Source organism: Pseudomonas sp. BS-2016 (genome assembly GCF_001806145.1).
Classification (GTDB): Bacteria; Pseudomonadota; Gammaproteobacteria; order Pseudomonadales; family Pseudomonadaceae; genus Aquipseudomonas; species Aquipseudomonas lundensis.
Genome location: NZ_MLCT01000038.1, coordinates 13814 through 27227, shown reverse-complemented (window position 1 = coordinate 27227; position 13414 = coordinate 13814). Strand labels below are relative to the sequence as shown.

The 13414-nt window shown below is 60.1% G+C and carries 14 protein-coding genes; 9 read left to right on the top strand and 5 right to left on the bottom strand.

The window, feature by feature from the left end; genetic code table 11:
- Nucleotides 1–2 precede the first annotated feature (2 nt).
- Together BKD70_RS25120 and BKD70_RS21480 are read left to right on the top strand one after the other, a co-directional pair.
- Complete coding sequence (locus BKD70_RS25120) at nucleotides 3–173, top strand: hypothetical protein (protein WP_162841628.1); 171 nt, start codon at nucleotides 3–5, stop codon at nucleotides 171–173.
- A gap of 23 nt (nucleotides 174–196) precedes the next feature.
- Nucleotides 197–436, top strand: a complete 240-nt coding sequence (locus BKD70_RS21480) for a DUF3203 family protein (protein WP_047274902.1) — start codon at nucleotides 197–199, stop codon at nucleotides 434–436.
- Between the two features lie 54 nt (nucleotides 437–490).
- Here BKD70_RS21480 and BKD70_RS21475 read toward each other — a convergent pair whose 3' ends face one another.
- Nucleotides 491–1108 (bottom strand): maltotransferase domain-containing protein, encoded by a 618-nt coding sequence (locus tag BKD70_RS21475; protein WP_047274905.1) that lies wholly within the window; start codon nucleotides 1106–1108, stop codon nucleotides 491–493.
- Nucleotides 1109–1396: 288 nt separating this feature from the next.
- On the opposite strand from BKD70_RS21475, the gene ccoG reads away from it, so the two are divergent.
- Both ccoG and mapR read left to right on the top strand, forming a co-directional pair.
- The gene (ccoG, locus tag BKD70_RS21470) at nucleotides 1397–2818 is read left to right on the top strand and encodes a cytochrome c oxidase accessory protein CcoG (protein WP_047274907.1); all 1422 of its coding nucleotides are present in this window, start codon (nucleotides 1397–1399) and stop codon (nucleotides 2816–2818) included.
- A 112-nt stretch (nucleotides 2819–2930) separates the two neighbouring features.
- Entirely contained in the window at nucleotides 2931–4340 is a 1410-nt protein-coding gene (mapR, locus tag BKD70_RS21465; RefSeq protein ID WP_047274910.1) for a GntR family transcriptional regulator MpaR, read from the top strand.
- Nucleotides 4341–4364: 24 nt separating this feature from the next.
- On the opposite strand, the gene BKD70_RS21460 is transcribed toward mapR, so the two are convergent.
- The gene (locus tag BKD70_RS21460) at nucleotides 4365–4775 is read right to left on the bottom strand and encodes a hypothetical protein (protein ID WP_047274912.1); all 411 of its coding nucleotides are present in this window, start codon (nucleotides 4773–4775) and stop codon (nucleotides 4365–4367) included.
- Between the two features lie 221 nt (nucleotides 4776–4996).
- Here BKD70_RS21460 and BKD70_RS21455 point away from each other — a divergent pair, with 221 nt between their 5' ends.
- Genes BKD70_RS21455 through BKD70_RS21445 form a run of 3 tightly spaced genes read left to right on the top strand, consistent with a single transcriptional unit; the run spans nucleotide 4997 to nucleotide 10770 of the window.
- Nucleotides 4997–8215, top strand: a complete 3219-nt coding sequence (locus tag BKD70_RS21455; protein ID WP_047274914.1) for an efflux RND transporter permease subunit — start codon at nucleotides 4997–4999, stop codon at nucleotides 8213–8215.
- Nucleotides 8205–9371 carry an efflux RND transporter periplasmic adaptor subunit gene (locus tag BKD70_RS21450; protein ID WP_047274916.1) on the top strand — a complete coding sequence of 389 codons (1167 nt, stop codon included), beginning with the start codon at nucleotides 8205–8207 and terminating at the stop codon, nucleotides 9369–9371. Before BKD70_RS21455 ends, BKD70_RS21450 begins: the two co-directional genes overlap by 11 nt.
- Nucleotides 9355–10770 (top strand): efflux transporter outer membrane subunit, encoded by a 1416-nt coding sequence (locus BKD70_RS21445; RefSeq protein ID WP_047274918.1) that lies wholly within the window; start codon nucleotides 9355–9357, stop codon nucleotides 10768–10770. The genes BKD70_RS21450 and BKD70_RS21445 overlap by 17 nt, the downstream gene beginning before the upstream one ends.
- A gap of 105 nt (nucleotides 10771–10875) precedes the next feature.
- Here BKD70_RS21445 and BKD70_RS21440 read toward each other — a convergent pair whose 3' ends face one another.
- The gene (locus BKD70_RS21440) at nucleotides 10876–11235 is read right to left on the bottom strand and encodes an SPOR domain-containing protein (RefSeq protein WP_047274920.1); all 360 of its coding nucleotides are present in this window, start codon (nucleotides 11233–11235) and stop codon (nucleotides 10876–10878) included.
- A 252-nt stretch (nucleotides 11236–11487) separates the two neighbouring features.
- On the opposite strand from BKD70_RS21440, the gene csrA reads away from it, so the two are divergent.
- Both csrA and BKD70_RS21430 read left to right on the top strand, forming a co-directional pair.
- The gene (gene csrA, locus BKD70_RS21435) at nucleotides 11488–11682 is read left to right on the top strand and encodes a carbon storage regulator CsrA (RefSeq protein WP_047274922.1); all 195 of its coding nucleotides are present in this window, start codon (nucleotides 11488–11490) and stop codon (nucleotides 11680–11682) included.
- A 289-nt stretch (nucleotides 11683–11971) separates the two neighbouring features.
- A complete protein-coding gene (locus tag BKD70_RS21430) occupies nucleotides 11972–12502 on the top strand; it encodes a DUF1269 domain-containing protein (RefSeq protein WP_047274924.1) in 531 nt (176 codons plus the stop codon).
- 59 nt (nucleotides 12503–12561) lie between these two features.
- On the opposite strand, the gene BKD70_RS21425 is transcribed toward BKD70_RS21430, so the two are convergent.
- Nucleotides 12562–12978: an Ivy family c-type lysozyme inhibitor gene (locus BKD70_RS21425; protein WP_052892168.1), complete on the bottom strand. Its 417-nt coding sequence runs from the start codon at nucleotides 12976–12978 to the stop codon at nucleotides 12562–12564.
- Nucleotides 12979–13041: 63 nt separating this feature from the next.
- Nucleotides 13042–13362, bottom strand: coding sequence for a YbjQ family protein (locus BKD70_RS21420; protein WP_047274926.1), 321 nt, complete (start codon nucleotides 13360–13362; stop codon nucleotides 13042–13044).
- Nucleotides 13363–13414: the final 52 nt, after the last annotated feature.

Below are 13414 nucleotides of genomic sequence, written 5' to 3'. Positions count from 1 at the left end.
TGATGAGTATTCCGATTCCTGCGCACACGCCGGACCCGAACATTGACGATCCGGTGATCCCGCCCTCTGACCCGCCACCGGCTCCTGAACAGGACCCACCGCTGGCCGATCCAAAGCCGGTGGGCGACCCACCCAGCGAGATGCCGCCCATCAAGGGCAACCCCGCCGCTTAAGAGGCAGATTAAGGAGAGCCACCATGAGTTTTGTCATCGATCGAAATCGCGGCATCTGCGTCTTTTCACGCAGTGAAGGTGAGTTACAGGTGCCGTTACCCAAGATCATCGTCATGAACAACAACCCTTCAGGCCTATCAGAAGCACGGGTTGGCCACGTACTCATCAACATTACCGAGCAAGAGGCAGAAACCCTGGTCGGCGCAGGCGCGGTGGATCAACGGAACATGCGGCACGCCACCAGCCCGGATTCACCGATCTGAACCGTCCTTTTGCCCCCACGGCGAGCACCGTTACCCCGGTGCTCACCGCTACGGTCAACGCACCACGTACAGCGGGTATTCAGGGCTGAGGGTCAAGCAGGTACGCGGCTGGGCATCACGCATCAAGGCTTTGGTGCGTTCATTCATCAAACAGGCAATTTGCTCAGGCGGCGACAAACGCCTCACATGGTGGTGCAGCGCCTGTAACGGGTGTTGTCGCTGCTCATCACACCGCTCGAGCGCCTGCACGATATGCGCTAGCCCGGTATCGATCAGTGATTGCGGCGGCTCGCCTGACTGCACCGCTTTTTCCAGCGCCAGACAAAACCCGCCATATCTGTCGATCCACGCGTCGATGCAAAACACATGGGGCCCCGGTTGATCGATCAGGATCTGGCCGTACCACACGCGATTGCCCAAGGTATGCAGGTGCAGGCTGTCGCCGTCACTGCTGTCGACATGCCGCCAGCGCACAATCACTGCCAGCGGTCCGGACGTCAGGCAATACGCATGACTGGTGATTTTTAATAACTGGCCGACCACGGCCTTGGCCGGTTGCTGGCCGAAATCAACAACCGGCTCGGTGTTTTCGATCACGATCTGCGGCAGCTCCAGGCCGCTTTTTATTCCATCTGACTCTGAACCTGGTTCAAACCACGCCCCGGCTGACATTCATTTACTCCTCAACACACACATAAGCGCTGGCTCACCCTACTCAATTCTGGAGCTCTGTTGTCAGGTGAGTCGCATTTTCCTTGATCTCGATCAGCATCATCCAAGACGCATTCGGTTACAAGCTGACACCCCATAAATACTGCTCTTCAGCGGGGTGCAGCCGGTTGTCGCAGGCACCTCGAAAAAACCATCTGATCCGCTTTTAAAACAGATAGCTGAGTCTGTTATGCAAACAGTCCGCTCGGCATAGTGCTCCGGCCTGATGGAGGCTGATGAGCGAAGACCATGAGCGAACATATTCCCGTCCAGATTATTGAATCATTTGAGGCTTCTCGACCCAGAGCCGCAAAACCCAAAAACGCATCCAGCGATAACGCGATTCATACCCGCAGTTTTTCTGGTCTGTTCCGTACCCTTCGATTAATCGGTGCAGGGTTTCTGTTTCTGCTGTTCTTCGGCACTGTCTGGCTCAGTTGGGACGGGCGTCAAGCCGTCCTGTGGGACCTGTCCGAAAGCAAGTTCCACATCTTTGGCGCCACCTTCTGGCCTCAGGACTTCATCTTGCTGTCCGGGCTATTGATCATAGCCGCGTTCGGTTTGTTCACTATTACGGTGTTTGCTGGACGCGTGTGGTGTGGCTACACCTGCCCGCAAAGCACCTGGACCTGGTTGTTCATGTGGTGCGAAAAGGTCACCGAAGGCGACCGCAACCAACGCATCAAACTCAAGGCCGCGCCCTGGAGCCTCCCGAAAATCGCGCGCCGTACCGCCAAGCATGCGTTGTGGCTGGCGATCAGCGTGATGACGGCATTGACGTTTGTCGGCTATTTCACACCCATTCGGCCGCTGGCCACAGAACTGCTGACCCTGGAAATGGCTGGCGTCAGTCTGTTCTGGGTGCTGTTCTTCACCGGCGCCACGTACATCAACGCGGGATGGCTGCGTGAAGCCGTGTGCATGCACATGTGCCCGTATGCGCGGTTCCAGAGTGTGATGTTCGACAAGGACACGCTGGCCATTTCTTATGACGTGGCCCGTGGCGAATCCCGTGGACCGCGCAAACGCGGGACCGACCCTAAACAGGCCGGGCTGGGCGATTGCATCGATTGCCACATGTGTGTGCAGGTGTGTCCGACCGGTATCGACATTCGCGACGGCTTGCAGATGGAATGCATCGGCTGTGCGGCCTGTATCGATGCCTGTGATTCGGTGATGGACAAAATGGGCTATGCCCGCGGGCTGGTGCGCTACACCTCCGAACACGAATTGCAGGGTGGCAAGACCCACCTGCTGCGCCCGCGCCTGATTGGCTATGCGGTGGTGCTGGTGGTCATGATCGGTGCTCTGGTGGTGGCGTTGAACCAACGCAGCATGGTGTCACTGGATGTGATCAAAGACCGCGGCTTGTTCCGTGAGAACAGCCAGGGCCAGATCGAAAACATCTACAGCCTGAAAATCATCAACAAAACCCAGGATACCCAGCACTATCGTGTGTCGCTCAAGGACGGCGAGGGTTACCAGTTGCAAGGTAAAACCGAGTTGACCCTGGCACCCGGCGAAATCACCGACCTGCCGGTCTCGGTTGCCCTGCTGGCCGATCGCCCGACCAGCAGCTCGCAGACCATCACGTTCGTGGTCACGGACACCGATCAGCCCAGCGTGCGCGGTGTGGCTGACAGCCGTTTCGTAGCGCCGCTCAACCGCTGAGGCGTACCCGCCGAGCACACACCGGCCCGGTTGCCGCTGCGATGCGCGGCGGCGACAGGTAGAGTGTCGGTGCTGAAACTTTTTGAATAACGCCGGACCGAGCCTTGCCCACATGAAACGTTACGAAAAATTTGCCGACGACATTGCCGAACTGATCCGCTCCGGGGTGCTCGGCCCTGGCCAACGGGTGCCTTCCGTGCGCTATGCCAGCCAGACTTACGGCGTCAGCCCGTCCACGGTGTTTCAGGCCTATTACCTGCTGGAGCGCCGCGGTTTGATCCGGGCCAAGCCGCGCTCCGGGTATTTCGTCAATGCCCATACACCCAGCCCGTTTTGTGAACCGGCGTTCAGCAGCCACGTCACCGAATCCACGGAAGTGGACGTCAGCGGGCTGGTGTTTTCAGTGCTGGATTCAATCAAGGACCCGCACACCGTGCCCTTTGGCTCGGCCTTCCCGAGCCCGACATTATTTCCGTTGCAGCGCCTGGCCCGTTCCATGGCCACCGCCAGCCGCGAAATGGACCCGCGCATGGTGGTCACCGACATGTCCCCCGGCAACCCGCAACTCAGGCGCCAGATTGCCCTGCGTTACATGGTGGGCGGGCTGATGCTGCCCATGGAGGAGTTGCTGATCACCAACGGGGCGCTGGAAGCCTTGAACCTGTGCCTGCAAGCGGTGACCGAACCCGGTGATCTGGTGGCCATTGAAGCGCCAGCGTTTTACGCCTGCCTGCAAGTGCTGGAGCGACTCAAGCTCAAGGCCGTGGAAATCCCCGTGCACCCGCGCGACGGCATTGACCTTGGGGTGCTGGCACACACCCTGGAGCGTCACCCGATCAAGGCGGTGTGGTGCATGACCACCTTCCAGAACCCGATTGGCGCGAGCATGCCCGACGCCAAGAAGCAGGCACTGGTCGACCTGTTGCGTACCCATCAGGTGCCGTTGATCGAAGATGACGTGTACGCCGAACTGTATTACGGCCAACACGCCCCTAAACCGGCCAAAGCCTTCGATACCGAAGGCCTGGTGATGCATTGCGGCTCGTTTGCCAAAAGCCTGGCGCCGGGCTACCGGATCGGCTGGGTGGCGGCGGGTCGCTACGCACAAAAAGTCGAACGCCTGAAACTGATGACCTCGCTGTGCGCGTCAATGCCCGCGCAGGCGGCCATCGCTGACTACCTGCAACACGGCGGTTACGACCGTCACCTGCGTAAATTGCGGTACGCGCTGGAAGAACAGCAAAGCGCCATGCTGGCCGCGATCGGCCGTTACTTCCCGGCGCAAACCCGTGTCAGCCAGCCCACGGGGGGGTACTTCCTGTGGCTGGAGCTGCCCGAACAGATGGACTCGCTCAAGCTGTTTCAGATGGCGCTGGCCCAAGGCATCAGCATCGCGCCGGGGCCGATCTTCTCGGCAACCCAGCGATTTCGCAATTGCATCCGCCTCAACTACGGCAGCCCGTGGGATGAAGCCTGTGAAAAAGCCATGGAAACCCTCGGCAAAATCGTGCGCTCGTTTTAGCGCGCCCGGCACCGGGGCCTCAGGCTAACCGGGCAGACAGGTAAAGTCCGCCGTGTGGGCCACTTCCTTGCCCTGCCCGTCGACCAGCCGGGCACTGATCTGCGCGCCCAGGCTCGATTCGATCAGTTGATAATGGCCGCCGGGCTTGAAGCCCTGGTAGCTGACGTTACCCTGGCAATCGACCTGATTTTGATCACCGCTGGCCCCTTCGTACAACGTGACGTCCAGTCGGTGGGCGCCCGGTGTCACCTCAAAAAAACGCCCGTCACGGGTGTTTTGGCCATCCACACGCTCGGCCATCAGGTCGCCGGTGCCCTCTTCCTTGAGGCCAATCCAGGCCTCGCTCGGGTCCTGCGCGGGCATGGGACCGGCGCAGGCCGACAGTAAAAGTGCAAGGCTCAGGCCCGGAATCAACAGCAACGGTTTGACAATCATCGCAACGCGCCTCGAAAACAGACCATGGACACGACGGGGCTGACCTGCCTCCGTCACACAGGCCATCAGCTTGGCCGCCTTCGGGCACAGCGCCAAATGAAGGTAAATGAAGGGATTTTCAGCCCTTTCTTAAAGGATCCTTCACCTGCCTGAAAGCGCCGCGTTAGGTTCCAGCGGCAAGACTGCCGGGGTTTGCAATTCCACTCCCCGGAGGTTCAGGCATGCTCGGGCTGGTAAAGACCGCACTGCACAAGCCCTACACCTTTATGGTGTTGGCGATTTTCATCTGCATCATTGGCCCCCTGGCCGCCGTGCGTACGCCCACGGACGTGTTCCCGGACATCGGCATTCCGGTGGTTGCCGTGGTATGGCAATACACCGGGCTGGCGCCCGCCGACATGGCGGGACGGGTGATTTACACCTATGAGCGCTCGCTCAGCACCACCGTGAATGACATCGAACACATCGAGTCACAATCGTTGCCGGGCATGGGCATCGTGAAAATTTTCTTCCAGCCCGGCGTCGACATTCGTACGGCCAACGCCCAAGTCACCGCGGTGTCGCAAACCGTGCTCAAACAAATGCCGCCCGGCATTACCCCGCCCCTGATCCTCAACTACAGCGCCTCCACCGTGCCGATTCTGCAACTGGCGTTCTCCAGCCCTACGCTGTCAGAAGCGCACATCCGCGACCTGGTGCAGAACAACATTCGCTTGCCCCTCAGCGCCCTGCCCGGGCTGGCCATGCCCACCCCCATGGGCGGCAAACAGCGCCAGATTACCCTGGACCTCGACCCGCAAGCGCTGGCCGCCAAGGGGTTGTCGGCGCAGGACGTGGGCACTGCACTGGCGGCCCAAAACCAGATCATCCCCGTGGGCACGGCCAAGCTCGGCACCTATGAGTACACGGTGATGCTTAATAACAGCCCCAAGGCCATCGACGAACTCAACGACTTGCCGATCAAAACCGTGAACGGCGCGTTGATTACCATTGGCCAAGTGGCCCACGTGCGTGACGGATCGCCGCCGCAAACCAACATCGTGCGGGTGGACGGCCACCGCGCGGTGCTGATGCCAGCGTTGAAAAACGGCAACATTTCGACCCTTTCCATCGTCGACGGCATTCGCGCGATGCTGCCGCGCATCAATGAAACCCTGCCGCCGTCACTGAAAACCTCGTTGCTGGGCGACGCCTCGGTGTTCGTCAAACAGTCGGTGGGCAGCGTGGCGCAGGAAGGGGTGATTGCCGCCTTGCTGACCAGCGCCATGATTCTGCTGTTTCTCGGCAGTTGGCGTTCGACACTGATCATTGCAGTGTCGATCCCGCTGGCGGTGCTGGCGGCCATTGCGTTGCTGGCGCTGAGGGGGCAAACCCTGAATGTGATGACACTCGGCGGACTGGCCCTGGCGGTGGGGATTCTGGTGGACGACGCCACGGTGACCATCGAGAACATCAACTGGCACCTTGAACAGGGCAAATCGGTGCGTGAGGCCATCCTGGATGGCGCCAGACAGATCGTCGGCCCGGCGTTTGTCTCGCTGTTGTGCATTTGCATCGTGTTCGTGCCGATGTTTATGTTGCAAGGCATTGCCGGCTACCTGTTCCGCCCGATGGCGCTGGCCGTGATGTTCGCCATGGGCAGTTCCTTTCTGCTGTCGCGCACGCTGGTGCCGACGCTGGCGATGTTTTTGCTCAAGCCCCATGTGCCTGAGCAAGGCGTCGGCCATCACCCGGAAAACAGCGACCTCAATCACCACGAAGGCGTACAGCCCAAACAGCCACACTCGGTGCCGGTGCGGGCGCTGCTGCGCTTTCAGCAAGGGTTTGAGCGTCGTTTTTCTACCGTGCGCGACGGCTACTACGGATTGCTGACACTGGCGCTGGCGTGGCGCAAGCGGTTCCTGCTGGTGTTTATGGGGTGTGTACTGGCCTCGTTCGCGTTGTTGCCCAGCCTTGGGCAAGACTTCTTCCCGGCTACCGATGCTGGCGCCCTGGCGTTGCACGTGCGCCTGCCGTTGGGCACGCGCATTGAGGAAAGTGCCGCAGCGTTCGACCGTATTGAGTCGCGCATCCGCGAGGTGATCCCGGCCGATCAAGTGGACAGCATCGTCGACAACATTGGTATTCCATTAAGCGGGATCGACATGGCCTACAGCAGCAGCGGCACTATCGGGCCCCAGGACGGCGATATTCAGGTCACGCTCACGGCCGATCATGGGCCGACGGCCGCGTACGTGAAAAAGTTGCGTGAAGTACTGCCCGACAGCTTCCCCGGCAGCCAATTTGCGTTCATGCCCGCCGACATCAGTAGCCAGATCCTCAACTTCGGTGCGCCCGCGCCGCTGGACGTGAAGATTTCCGGACGTGATGACGCTGCCAATCGCGCCTATGCCCTGCAATTGCAGCGCCGTTTACAGCAGGTGCCGGGCATTGCTGACCTGCGCATTCAGCAGTCGGTGGGTTACCCGTCATTGCAGGTGGATGTCGACCGGCAGCGTGCCAGCGGGCTGGGCATTACCGAGCGTGATGTGACCAACAGCATGGTGGCGTCCCTGGCGGGCAGTTCGCAGGTGGCGCCGACCTTCTGGCTCAACCCGCAAAATGGCGTGTCGTACGGGGTGGTCGCTGCCACACCGCAATACCGGCTGGACAGCCTGCCCGCCCTGGAAGCCTTGCCGGTGACGGGCAGTAACGGCCAGTCACACATCCTCGGCGGGCTCGCCACCCTGCGCCGCGTACACAGCCCGGCCGTGGTCACGCACTACAACATCCAGCCGACCCTCGACCTGTACGCCAACATTCAGGGGCGCGATTTGGGCGCCGTGGCCGCCGACGTGCAACAGGTGATTGATGGCGCCGCCGACCTGCGGCCCAACGGCGCGATCGTCAGCCTGCACGGGCAAATCGACGCCTTGCACGAAGCCTTTAGCGGCCTCGGCGTGGGCTTGCTGGGGGCCGTGGTCCTGATTTACCTGCTGATCGTCGTCAACTTCCAGTCCTGGCTGGACCCGTTCGTCATCATCACCGCCCTGCCCGCAGCCCTGGCCGGGATCGTGTGGATGCTGTTCCTCAGCGGCACCTCGTTGTCGGTGCCAGCCCTGACCGGCGCCATCTTGTGCATGGGCGTGGCGACCGCCAACTCGATTCTGGTGGTGAGTTTTTGCCGCGAACGCCTGGCTGAGCATGGCGACGCGCTAAAGGCTGCGCTGGAAGCGGGCTACAGCCGATTCAGACCGGTCTGCATGACGGCGCTGGCCATGATGTTCGGGATGCTGCCGCTGGCGCTCTCGCAAGAACAAAACGCCCCGCTGGGCCGCGCCGTGATTGGCGGCCTGATGCTGGCCACCGTTGCCACCCTGTTATTCGTGCCCGTGGTATTCAGCCTGGTACACGGGCGTAAAGACACTCGCGCTGCTGGAGAAACGCCCCATGTCGTCTGATCAAACACCTTCGCACACGCGCTTGATGTACCTGGGCATCGGCGGCCTGACGCTGGCCGCCCTGCTGGTGGCCAACGGACTGGCGAGCCGCAGCCGGCATGAGCAGGCGGTCAGCCAGTGGACGCAAGCGGCTGCCTTGCCGGTGGTGAGCGTGTTCCAGCCCCGGCAAAACGCCGGGGCCGACACCTTGCGCTTGCCAGCCCACCTTGAGGCCTGGAGCAAAGCGCCCATACAGGCGCGGGTGAACGGCTACCTCAAGAGCTGGCAAAGCGATATCGGCAGCAAGGTGCAAGCGGGTCAGGTGCTGGCGTTGATCGACAGTCCCGATCTGGACCAGCAACTGGCACAAACCCGCGCCCGGATGCTGCAAGCGCAGGCCAATGCAAAGCTGGCGGCGACCACGGCCTCGCGCTGGCAACACCTGCTGGCGTCGCATTCGGTGTCACGTCAGGAAGCCGACGAGAAGCAATCGAATGCGGCCGCCGCCCATGCCAATGCGCAGGCGGCCGAGGCTGATTTCGCACGACTTTGCTCACTGGAAGCCTACAAAACCATTCGCGCGCCTTTCGCCGGGACCATCACTGCGCGCCATACGGACATTGGCCAGTTGATCAAGGCCGATACGGACAGCGACACCGAGCTGTTTGACATCGCGGATACCCACCAGCTGCGCCTGTATGTGCCGGTGCCCCAAAACTACGCCAGCGTGGTGCGCCCCGGTATGCAAGCTCAACTCTCGGTGCCGGAGCATCCGGGGCAAACCTTCAGCGCTCGCCTAATGGGCAACTCAACCTCGGTTGACCCGCGCTCGGGCACGCTGATGGCCCAATTTGTGGTCCCCAATCCCAACGATGCGCTAATGCCCGGCGACTATGCCGAAGCCGTGTTGGCGGTGGCGCCTGACACCCATGGGGTCAGCATTCCCGCCAGCGCGCTGATTTTTCGCGCCCAAGGTACCCAAGTGGCGCTGCTGGATGCATCGCAGCATGTGCATTTGCAGACCATCCATATCGGGCTGGACCTGGGTGATCGGCTGGTGGTCGATCAAGGGCTAAAGCCTGCTGATACCGTCATCGACAACCCGCCCGACGCTTTGCGCGACGGTGATGCCGTACGGCTCGCGAACCAGGGAGCGCCCCATGCTGCCAAGGCTTAAGTCTGCGCTATGGCTGTGGGTCCTGGCGTTGCAGGGCTGTTCATTGGCCCCCGCCTACACCGTGCCACAGCTCGCATTGCCCACGCATTATCGTGAACAGGCCGATGCTGGTGCCTGGCATCCTGCGCACCCCGCGGATCAACACTCGCCGCATTGGTGGTGGGTGTATCAGGACGCACGCCTCAACGCTCTGCAACAACAATTACTGGACGCCAACCCCGATCTGGCGGCGGCGCTGGCGCATGTTGATGCAGCCCAAGCGTATGCCAGCCAGTTGCATGCCGGTCTGTTCCCGCAATTGACAGCCAGCGCCCAGCCGCTGCGCGAACGTCAATCAGATAGCCGCCCGTTACGGGGTACGACACAACCGTCGGTGTACAACAGCAATACAGCAGGCTTCGCGCTGAATCTCGACCTCGACCTGTGGGGCAAAATTCGCAATCAGGTGGCAGCCGGTGATGCACAGGCGCAGGCGTCAGCCGATGATCTGGCGGTCGCTCGCTTGAGTTTGCAACGGCAATTGACCTGCTTGTACGTGCAGCTCGACGGTCTGGATGCGCAGCAGCGCATTGTGTCCCGCTCGCTGCAGGATTACAGCCAGGCCCTGCAACTGACCCGCGCCCGTTATCTGGGCCAGATTGCCTCTGAAGTCGACCTCACCCGCGCCCAGACCCAACTGGCCCAAGCCCAGGCGCAACTGGATGAGGTGCGCGGGCAGCGCAACTTGACTGAGCATGCCATTGGCGAACTGGTGGGCGAACCCGCCAGCACGTTTGAACTGGCCGCCCGCGAACAAACGCTGTCCCCGCCGGAGCAACCCGACACGCTGCCCGGCGCCCTGTTGCAACGCCGCCCCGACATCGCAGCGGCGGAGCGCAGGGTGTTTGCTGCCAATGCACAGATCGGGGTGGCGAAAGCGGCCTGGTATCCCGACTTTAGCCTGAGCGGATTAATCGGCGGGCAAACCGGGGGGGCAGGCAACCTGTTGGCGGCGGGCAACCGATTCTGGGCACTGGGGCCGCTGGTCAACTTGCCCATTTTTGACGGCGGCCGACTGAATGCGCAGGCGCGTCAGGCCAAGGCCGAATTTGAAGAGGCCAGCGCGTCGTACCGCAGCACGGTTCTGCACGCTGTGCGGGAAGTTGAAGACAACCTTGCGCAGTTGCGCGACCTGCGCCAGCAGCGGCTGGACGAACAGGCCGCCGCCAATGCGGCGCACAACACCCAGACGCTGGCCACCCGCAGTTATGAAGCGGGAGCGGTGAGTTATCTGGAAGTGGTCACTGCGCAAACCGCCGCGTTGCAGGCGCAACGTCAGGTGCAGGCCCTGCGCACCCGCCAGTTGCAGGCGAGTGTGGCGTTGTTGACGTCATTGGGTGGTGGCTGGCGTGCTCAGTGACCAACGCCACCGGGGCACGCTCAGGGTGCAAAAAAATTATGGCTCAAAGCCTGCGCCTGCGCCGGTTGCCGCTACGCTTAGGAAGCAAAACGGCACCGTGACTGCTTAGTGGGCGGGCTTGTCGACAGGCAACTCAAGGATCCGGGCTTGCAGGTTGTCGAGTTGGGTTATCAAGCGGGTCAACATCGCCTGCGCTTCGTCGCGGCTAGTGAAGGGGCCGAGCAGCACGCGATGAACACCGTCAATTTCCGAAATATAAGAGCTATAACCATGTTCCAGCAGCCTTGCCGTCAAATCACTGAGCGCTTGAGTCTCGCCCAGTTTGACCTCTACCGCCCAGCGAGCCACCGGCGTTTGAACAGTCGATGTGTCAGAAGCTGCTTTAGCCCGTTGAATTTTATCGTTAGACTCCTGACCGCAAGCCGTCAGGGCCAATATTGCTGTCATCACGATGACTTTACGCACTGCGTTTCCCCTATCTTTTTGAGTGGGTCGATTTTATCACTGGGGCAGCGGCCTTTGCTCTCCTTGAACAAATCCGATACGCCCTTATCTAAGACACATAGGCGAGAGCTTTCCTCGTACAGGGAATTGCCACTCTGGCTATGACGTCTGTAATGAGCGGCGCATTTATATGCAGTTAGCAGTATTCTGTAGCCATGACCGAAGCCGCACCGTCTCAGAGACGTGCCATACAAAGCCATCAAGGAGAAAAAAATGCTGATACTCACCCGCAAAGTTGGTGAAAGCATAAACATCGGTGACGATATTACGATCACTATTTTAGGTGTCAGCGGCCAACAGGTCAGAATTGGCATCAACGCGCCCAAAGATGTAGCCGTACACCGTGAAGAAATTTACCAGCGCATCCAGGCTGGCCTGACTGCTTCGGACAAAAACGATCAGCAATAAATCTCCGAGGTATCAGCCCTTGGAGTAAGTGTCAGGGCTGCTCAGCCAGCCCTCCTCTTCCTTTCTATTCCCCTCTGTGCTGTTTTCCCTTCTGCTCCCTGGTGCGACAACCCGAACCGGGTATCGACTTGACGGTTTCAAGGTCTGCGACCACGCTCATTGCTCGCAGCCGCTTCTCAACCGCTGCTGTGCTGCGCAACAAGGTGTTAAAGGTGTCATCACACTTTGAGGCCTACTTCTTCATTCAGCCCGTTGCGGGCTGGAACTGCACAGTCAAGGAATGAAAGACATGTCTGATTTGATCGTAGTGGGATTTGACGATACTGAAAAAGCTGACCGCGCCTTGACCAAAATGGTGTCGTTGAGCAAAGAGCATCTGGTGGAGCTGGAAGATGCGGTCATTGTTGTTCGTAACAATGAAGGCAAGGTGCACATCAAACAGAGCGTGAACCTCACCGCCCTTGGCGCGACCTCCGGCTTGGTCACTGGCGGCCTGTGGGGCGCTCTGGTCGGGCTGTTGTTTCTCAACCCGCTGGCAGGTTTTGCCATCGGCGGCGCGCTCGGTGCGGGCACTGGTGCGCTCTCGGGGTCGTTGAGCGATTACGGCATCGATGACGATTTCATCAAGTCGCTGAGCGAAACCATTCCCAACAACTCTTCGGCCCTGTTCGTGCTGTTGCGTAAGTTCCAGCCCGAGAAAGTGTTGAAGGAACTTGAAGATTCAAACTTCAAGGGCAAAGTGTTGCGCACCTCGCTTTCCCCCGAGCAAGAAGAAAAACTTCAGGCGGCACTCTCTCAAACCAGCCTGACGAAAGCGTAAAAGCCACCCGTTGCCGCTCGTTCGACCGCCTCAAAGGCGGTCGAACGTGTAGGGCAATCTCAATCGGTAGGGTTATTGTCCGCAAACGATTTGTTGAGCAGCTGTTTAATGGTGTCATCCGGCATGCCCAAAAATTGCTGATCAAATGTTTCGGCATTCTCGGCGCGAACGGACAGTAGCCCCCACGCCTGTTTGCCATCGGGGCTAAACACCACATTCAACTGATTGGCTGCACAATCGTGGGGTTTGCACATCTGGCCGACGGTCCAGGTTTTACCGTCCATGACCACTTTTTCAACAGGAGCCGCAGTGCCCTGACCGGTTTTCACCCAATCCGGGTAAGCCAGCATGGCCGCATACGCTTGTTTATAGGGTGCTTGAGTGGTCAGCTCAGGTAGCCGACTTTCGGCAGCCACTCCCGTTGCGACACCCGCCACGACCCACCCCATCAACGCACGCTTTAAAAATCCTGTCATCGAAACGCTCCTTCTATTTCCCAAAACTGACGGTCTGACAACTGCCACAGGTTTAGCGCAGTTTCAGCTCAAGCGCACGGCCGTGCCGGTGGCGAATACCACCAGCATGCCACCGCGACCTGACGGCATGCTGATTTCAAAATTCAGCCCCACAATTGCATCGGCGCGCAGCACGCCCGCACGCTCTCGGATTTCATCCGTAACTTCTGCCCGCGCTTCTTTCAACGCGCGCTCCAGCGTCTGAGAACGCCCACCGAAAAAATCCCGCATGCCGGTGAAGAAATCCCGCACGACGTTGATACCGTGTACCGACTCTGCACTGACGACCCCCAGGTACTCCGTGATCTGGCGCCCTTCGATGCTGTTGGTTGTGGTGATGATCATTAACCCTTCCTTATGCGAGGTGAGGTCTTGCACCTTCCCTTATTCAGGCACA

What these genes read in the sequence shown, in the direction of transcription:
- BKD70_RS25120 (WP_162841628.1), top strand. Translation starts at nt 3, where the DNA reads ATGAGTATTCCGATTCCTGCGCACACGCCGGACCCGAACATTGACGAT.
- BKD70_RS21480 (WP_047274902.1), top strand. Translation starts at nt 197, where the DNA reads ATGAGTTTTGTCATCGATCGAAATCGCGGCATCTGCGTCTTTTCACGC.
- BKD70_RS21475 (WP_047274905.1), bottom strand. Translation starts at nt 1,108, where the DNA reads ATGTCAGCCGGGGCGTGGTTTGAACCAGGTTCAGAGTCAGATGGAATA.
- ccoG (WP_047274907.1), top strand. Translation starts at nt 1,397, where the DNA reads ATGAGCGAACATATTCCCGTCCAGATTATTGAATCATTTGAGGCTTCT.
- mapR (WP_047274910.1), top strand. Translation starts at nt 2,931, where the DNA reads ATGAAACGTTACGAAAAATTTGCCGACGACATTGCCGAACTGATCCGC.
- BKD70_RS21460 (WP_047274912.1), bottom strand. Translation starts at nt 4,775, where the DNA reads ATGATTGTCAAACCGTTGCTGTTGATTCCGGGCCTGAGCCTTGCACTT.
- BKD70_RS21455 (WP_047274914.1), top strand. Translation starts at nt 4,997, where the DNA reads ATGCTCGGGCTGGTAAAGACCGCACTGCACAAGCCCTACACCTTTATG.
- BKD70_RS21450 (WP_047274916.1), top strand. Translation starts at nt 8,205, where the DNA reads ATGTCGTCTGATCAAACACCTTCGCACACGCGCTTGATGTACCTGGGC.
- BKD70_RS21445 (WP_047274918.1), top strand. Translation starts at nt 9,355, where the DNA reads ATGCTGCCAAGGCTTAAGTCTGCGCTATGGCTGTGGGTCCTGGCGTTG.
- csrA (WP_047274922.1), top strand. Translation starts at nt 11,488, where the DNA reads ATGCTGATACTCACCCGCAAAGTTGGTGAAAGCATAAACATCGGTGAC.
- BKD70_RS21430 (WP_047274924.1), top strand. Translation starts at nt 11,972, where the DNA reads ATGTCTGATTTGATCGTAGTGGGATTTGACGATACTGAAAAAGCTGAC.
- BKD70_RS21425 (WP_052892168.1), bottom strand. Translation starts at nt 12,978, where the DNA reads ATGACAGGATTTTTAAAGCGTGCGTTGATGGGGTGGGTCGTGGCGGGT.
- BKD70_RS21420 (WP_047274926.1), bottom strand. Translation starts at nt 13,362, where the DNA reads ATGATCATCACCACAACCAACAGCATCGAAGGGCGCCAGATCACGGAG.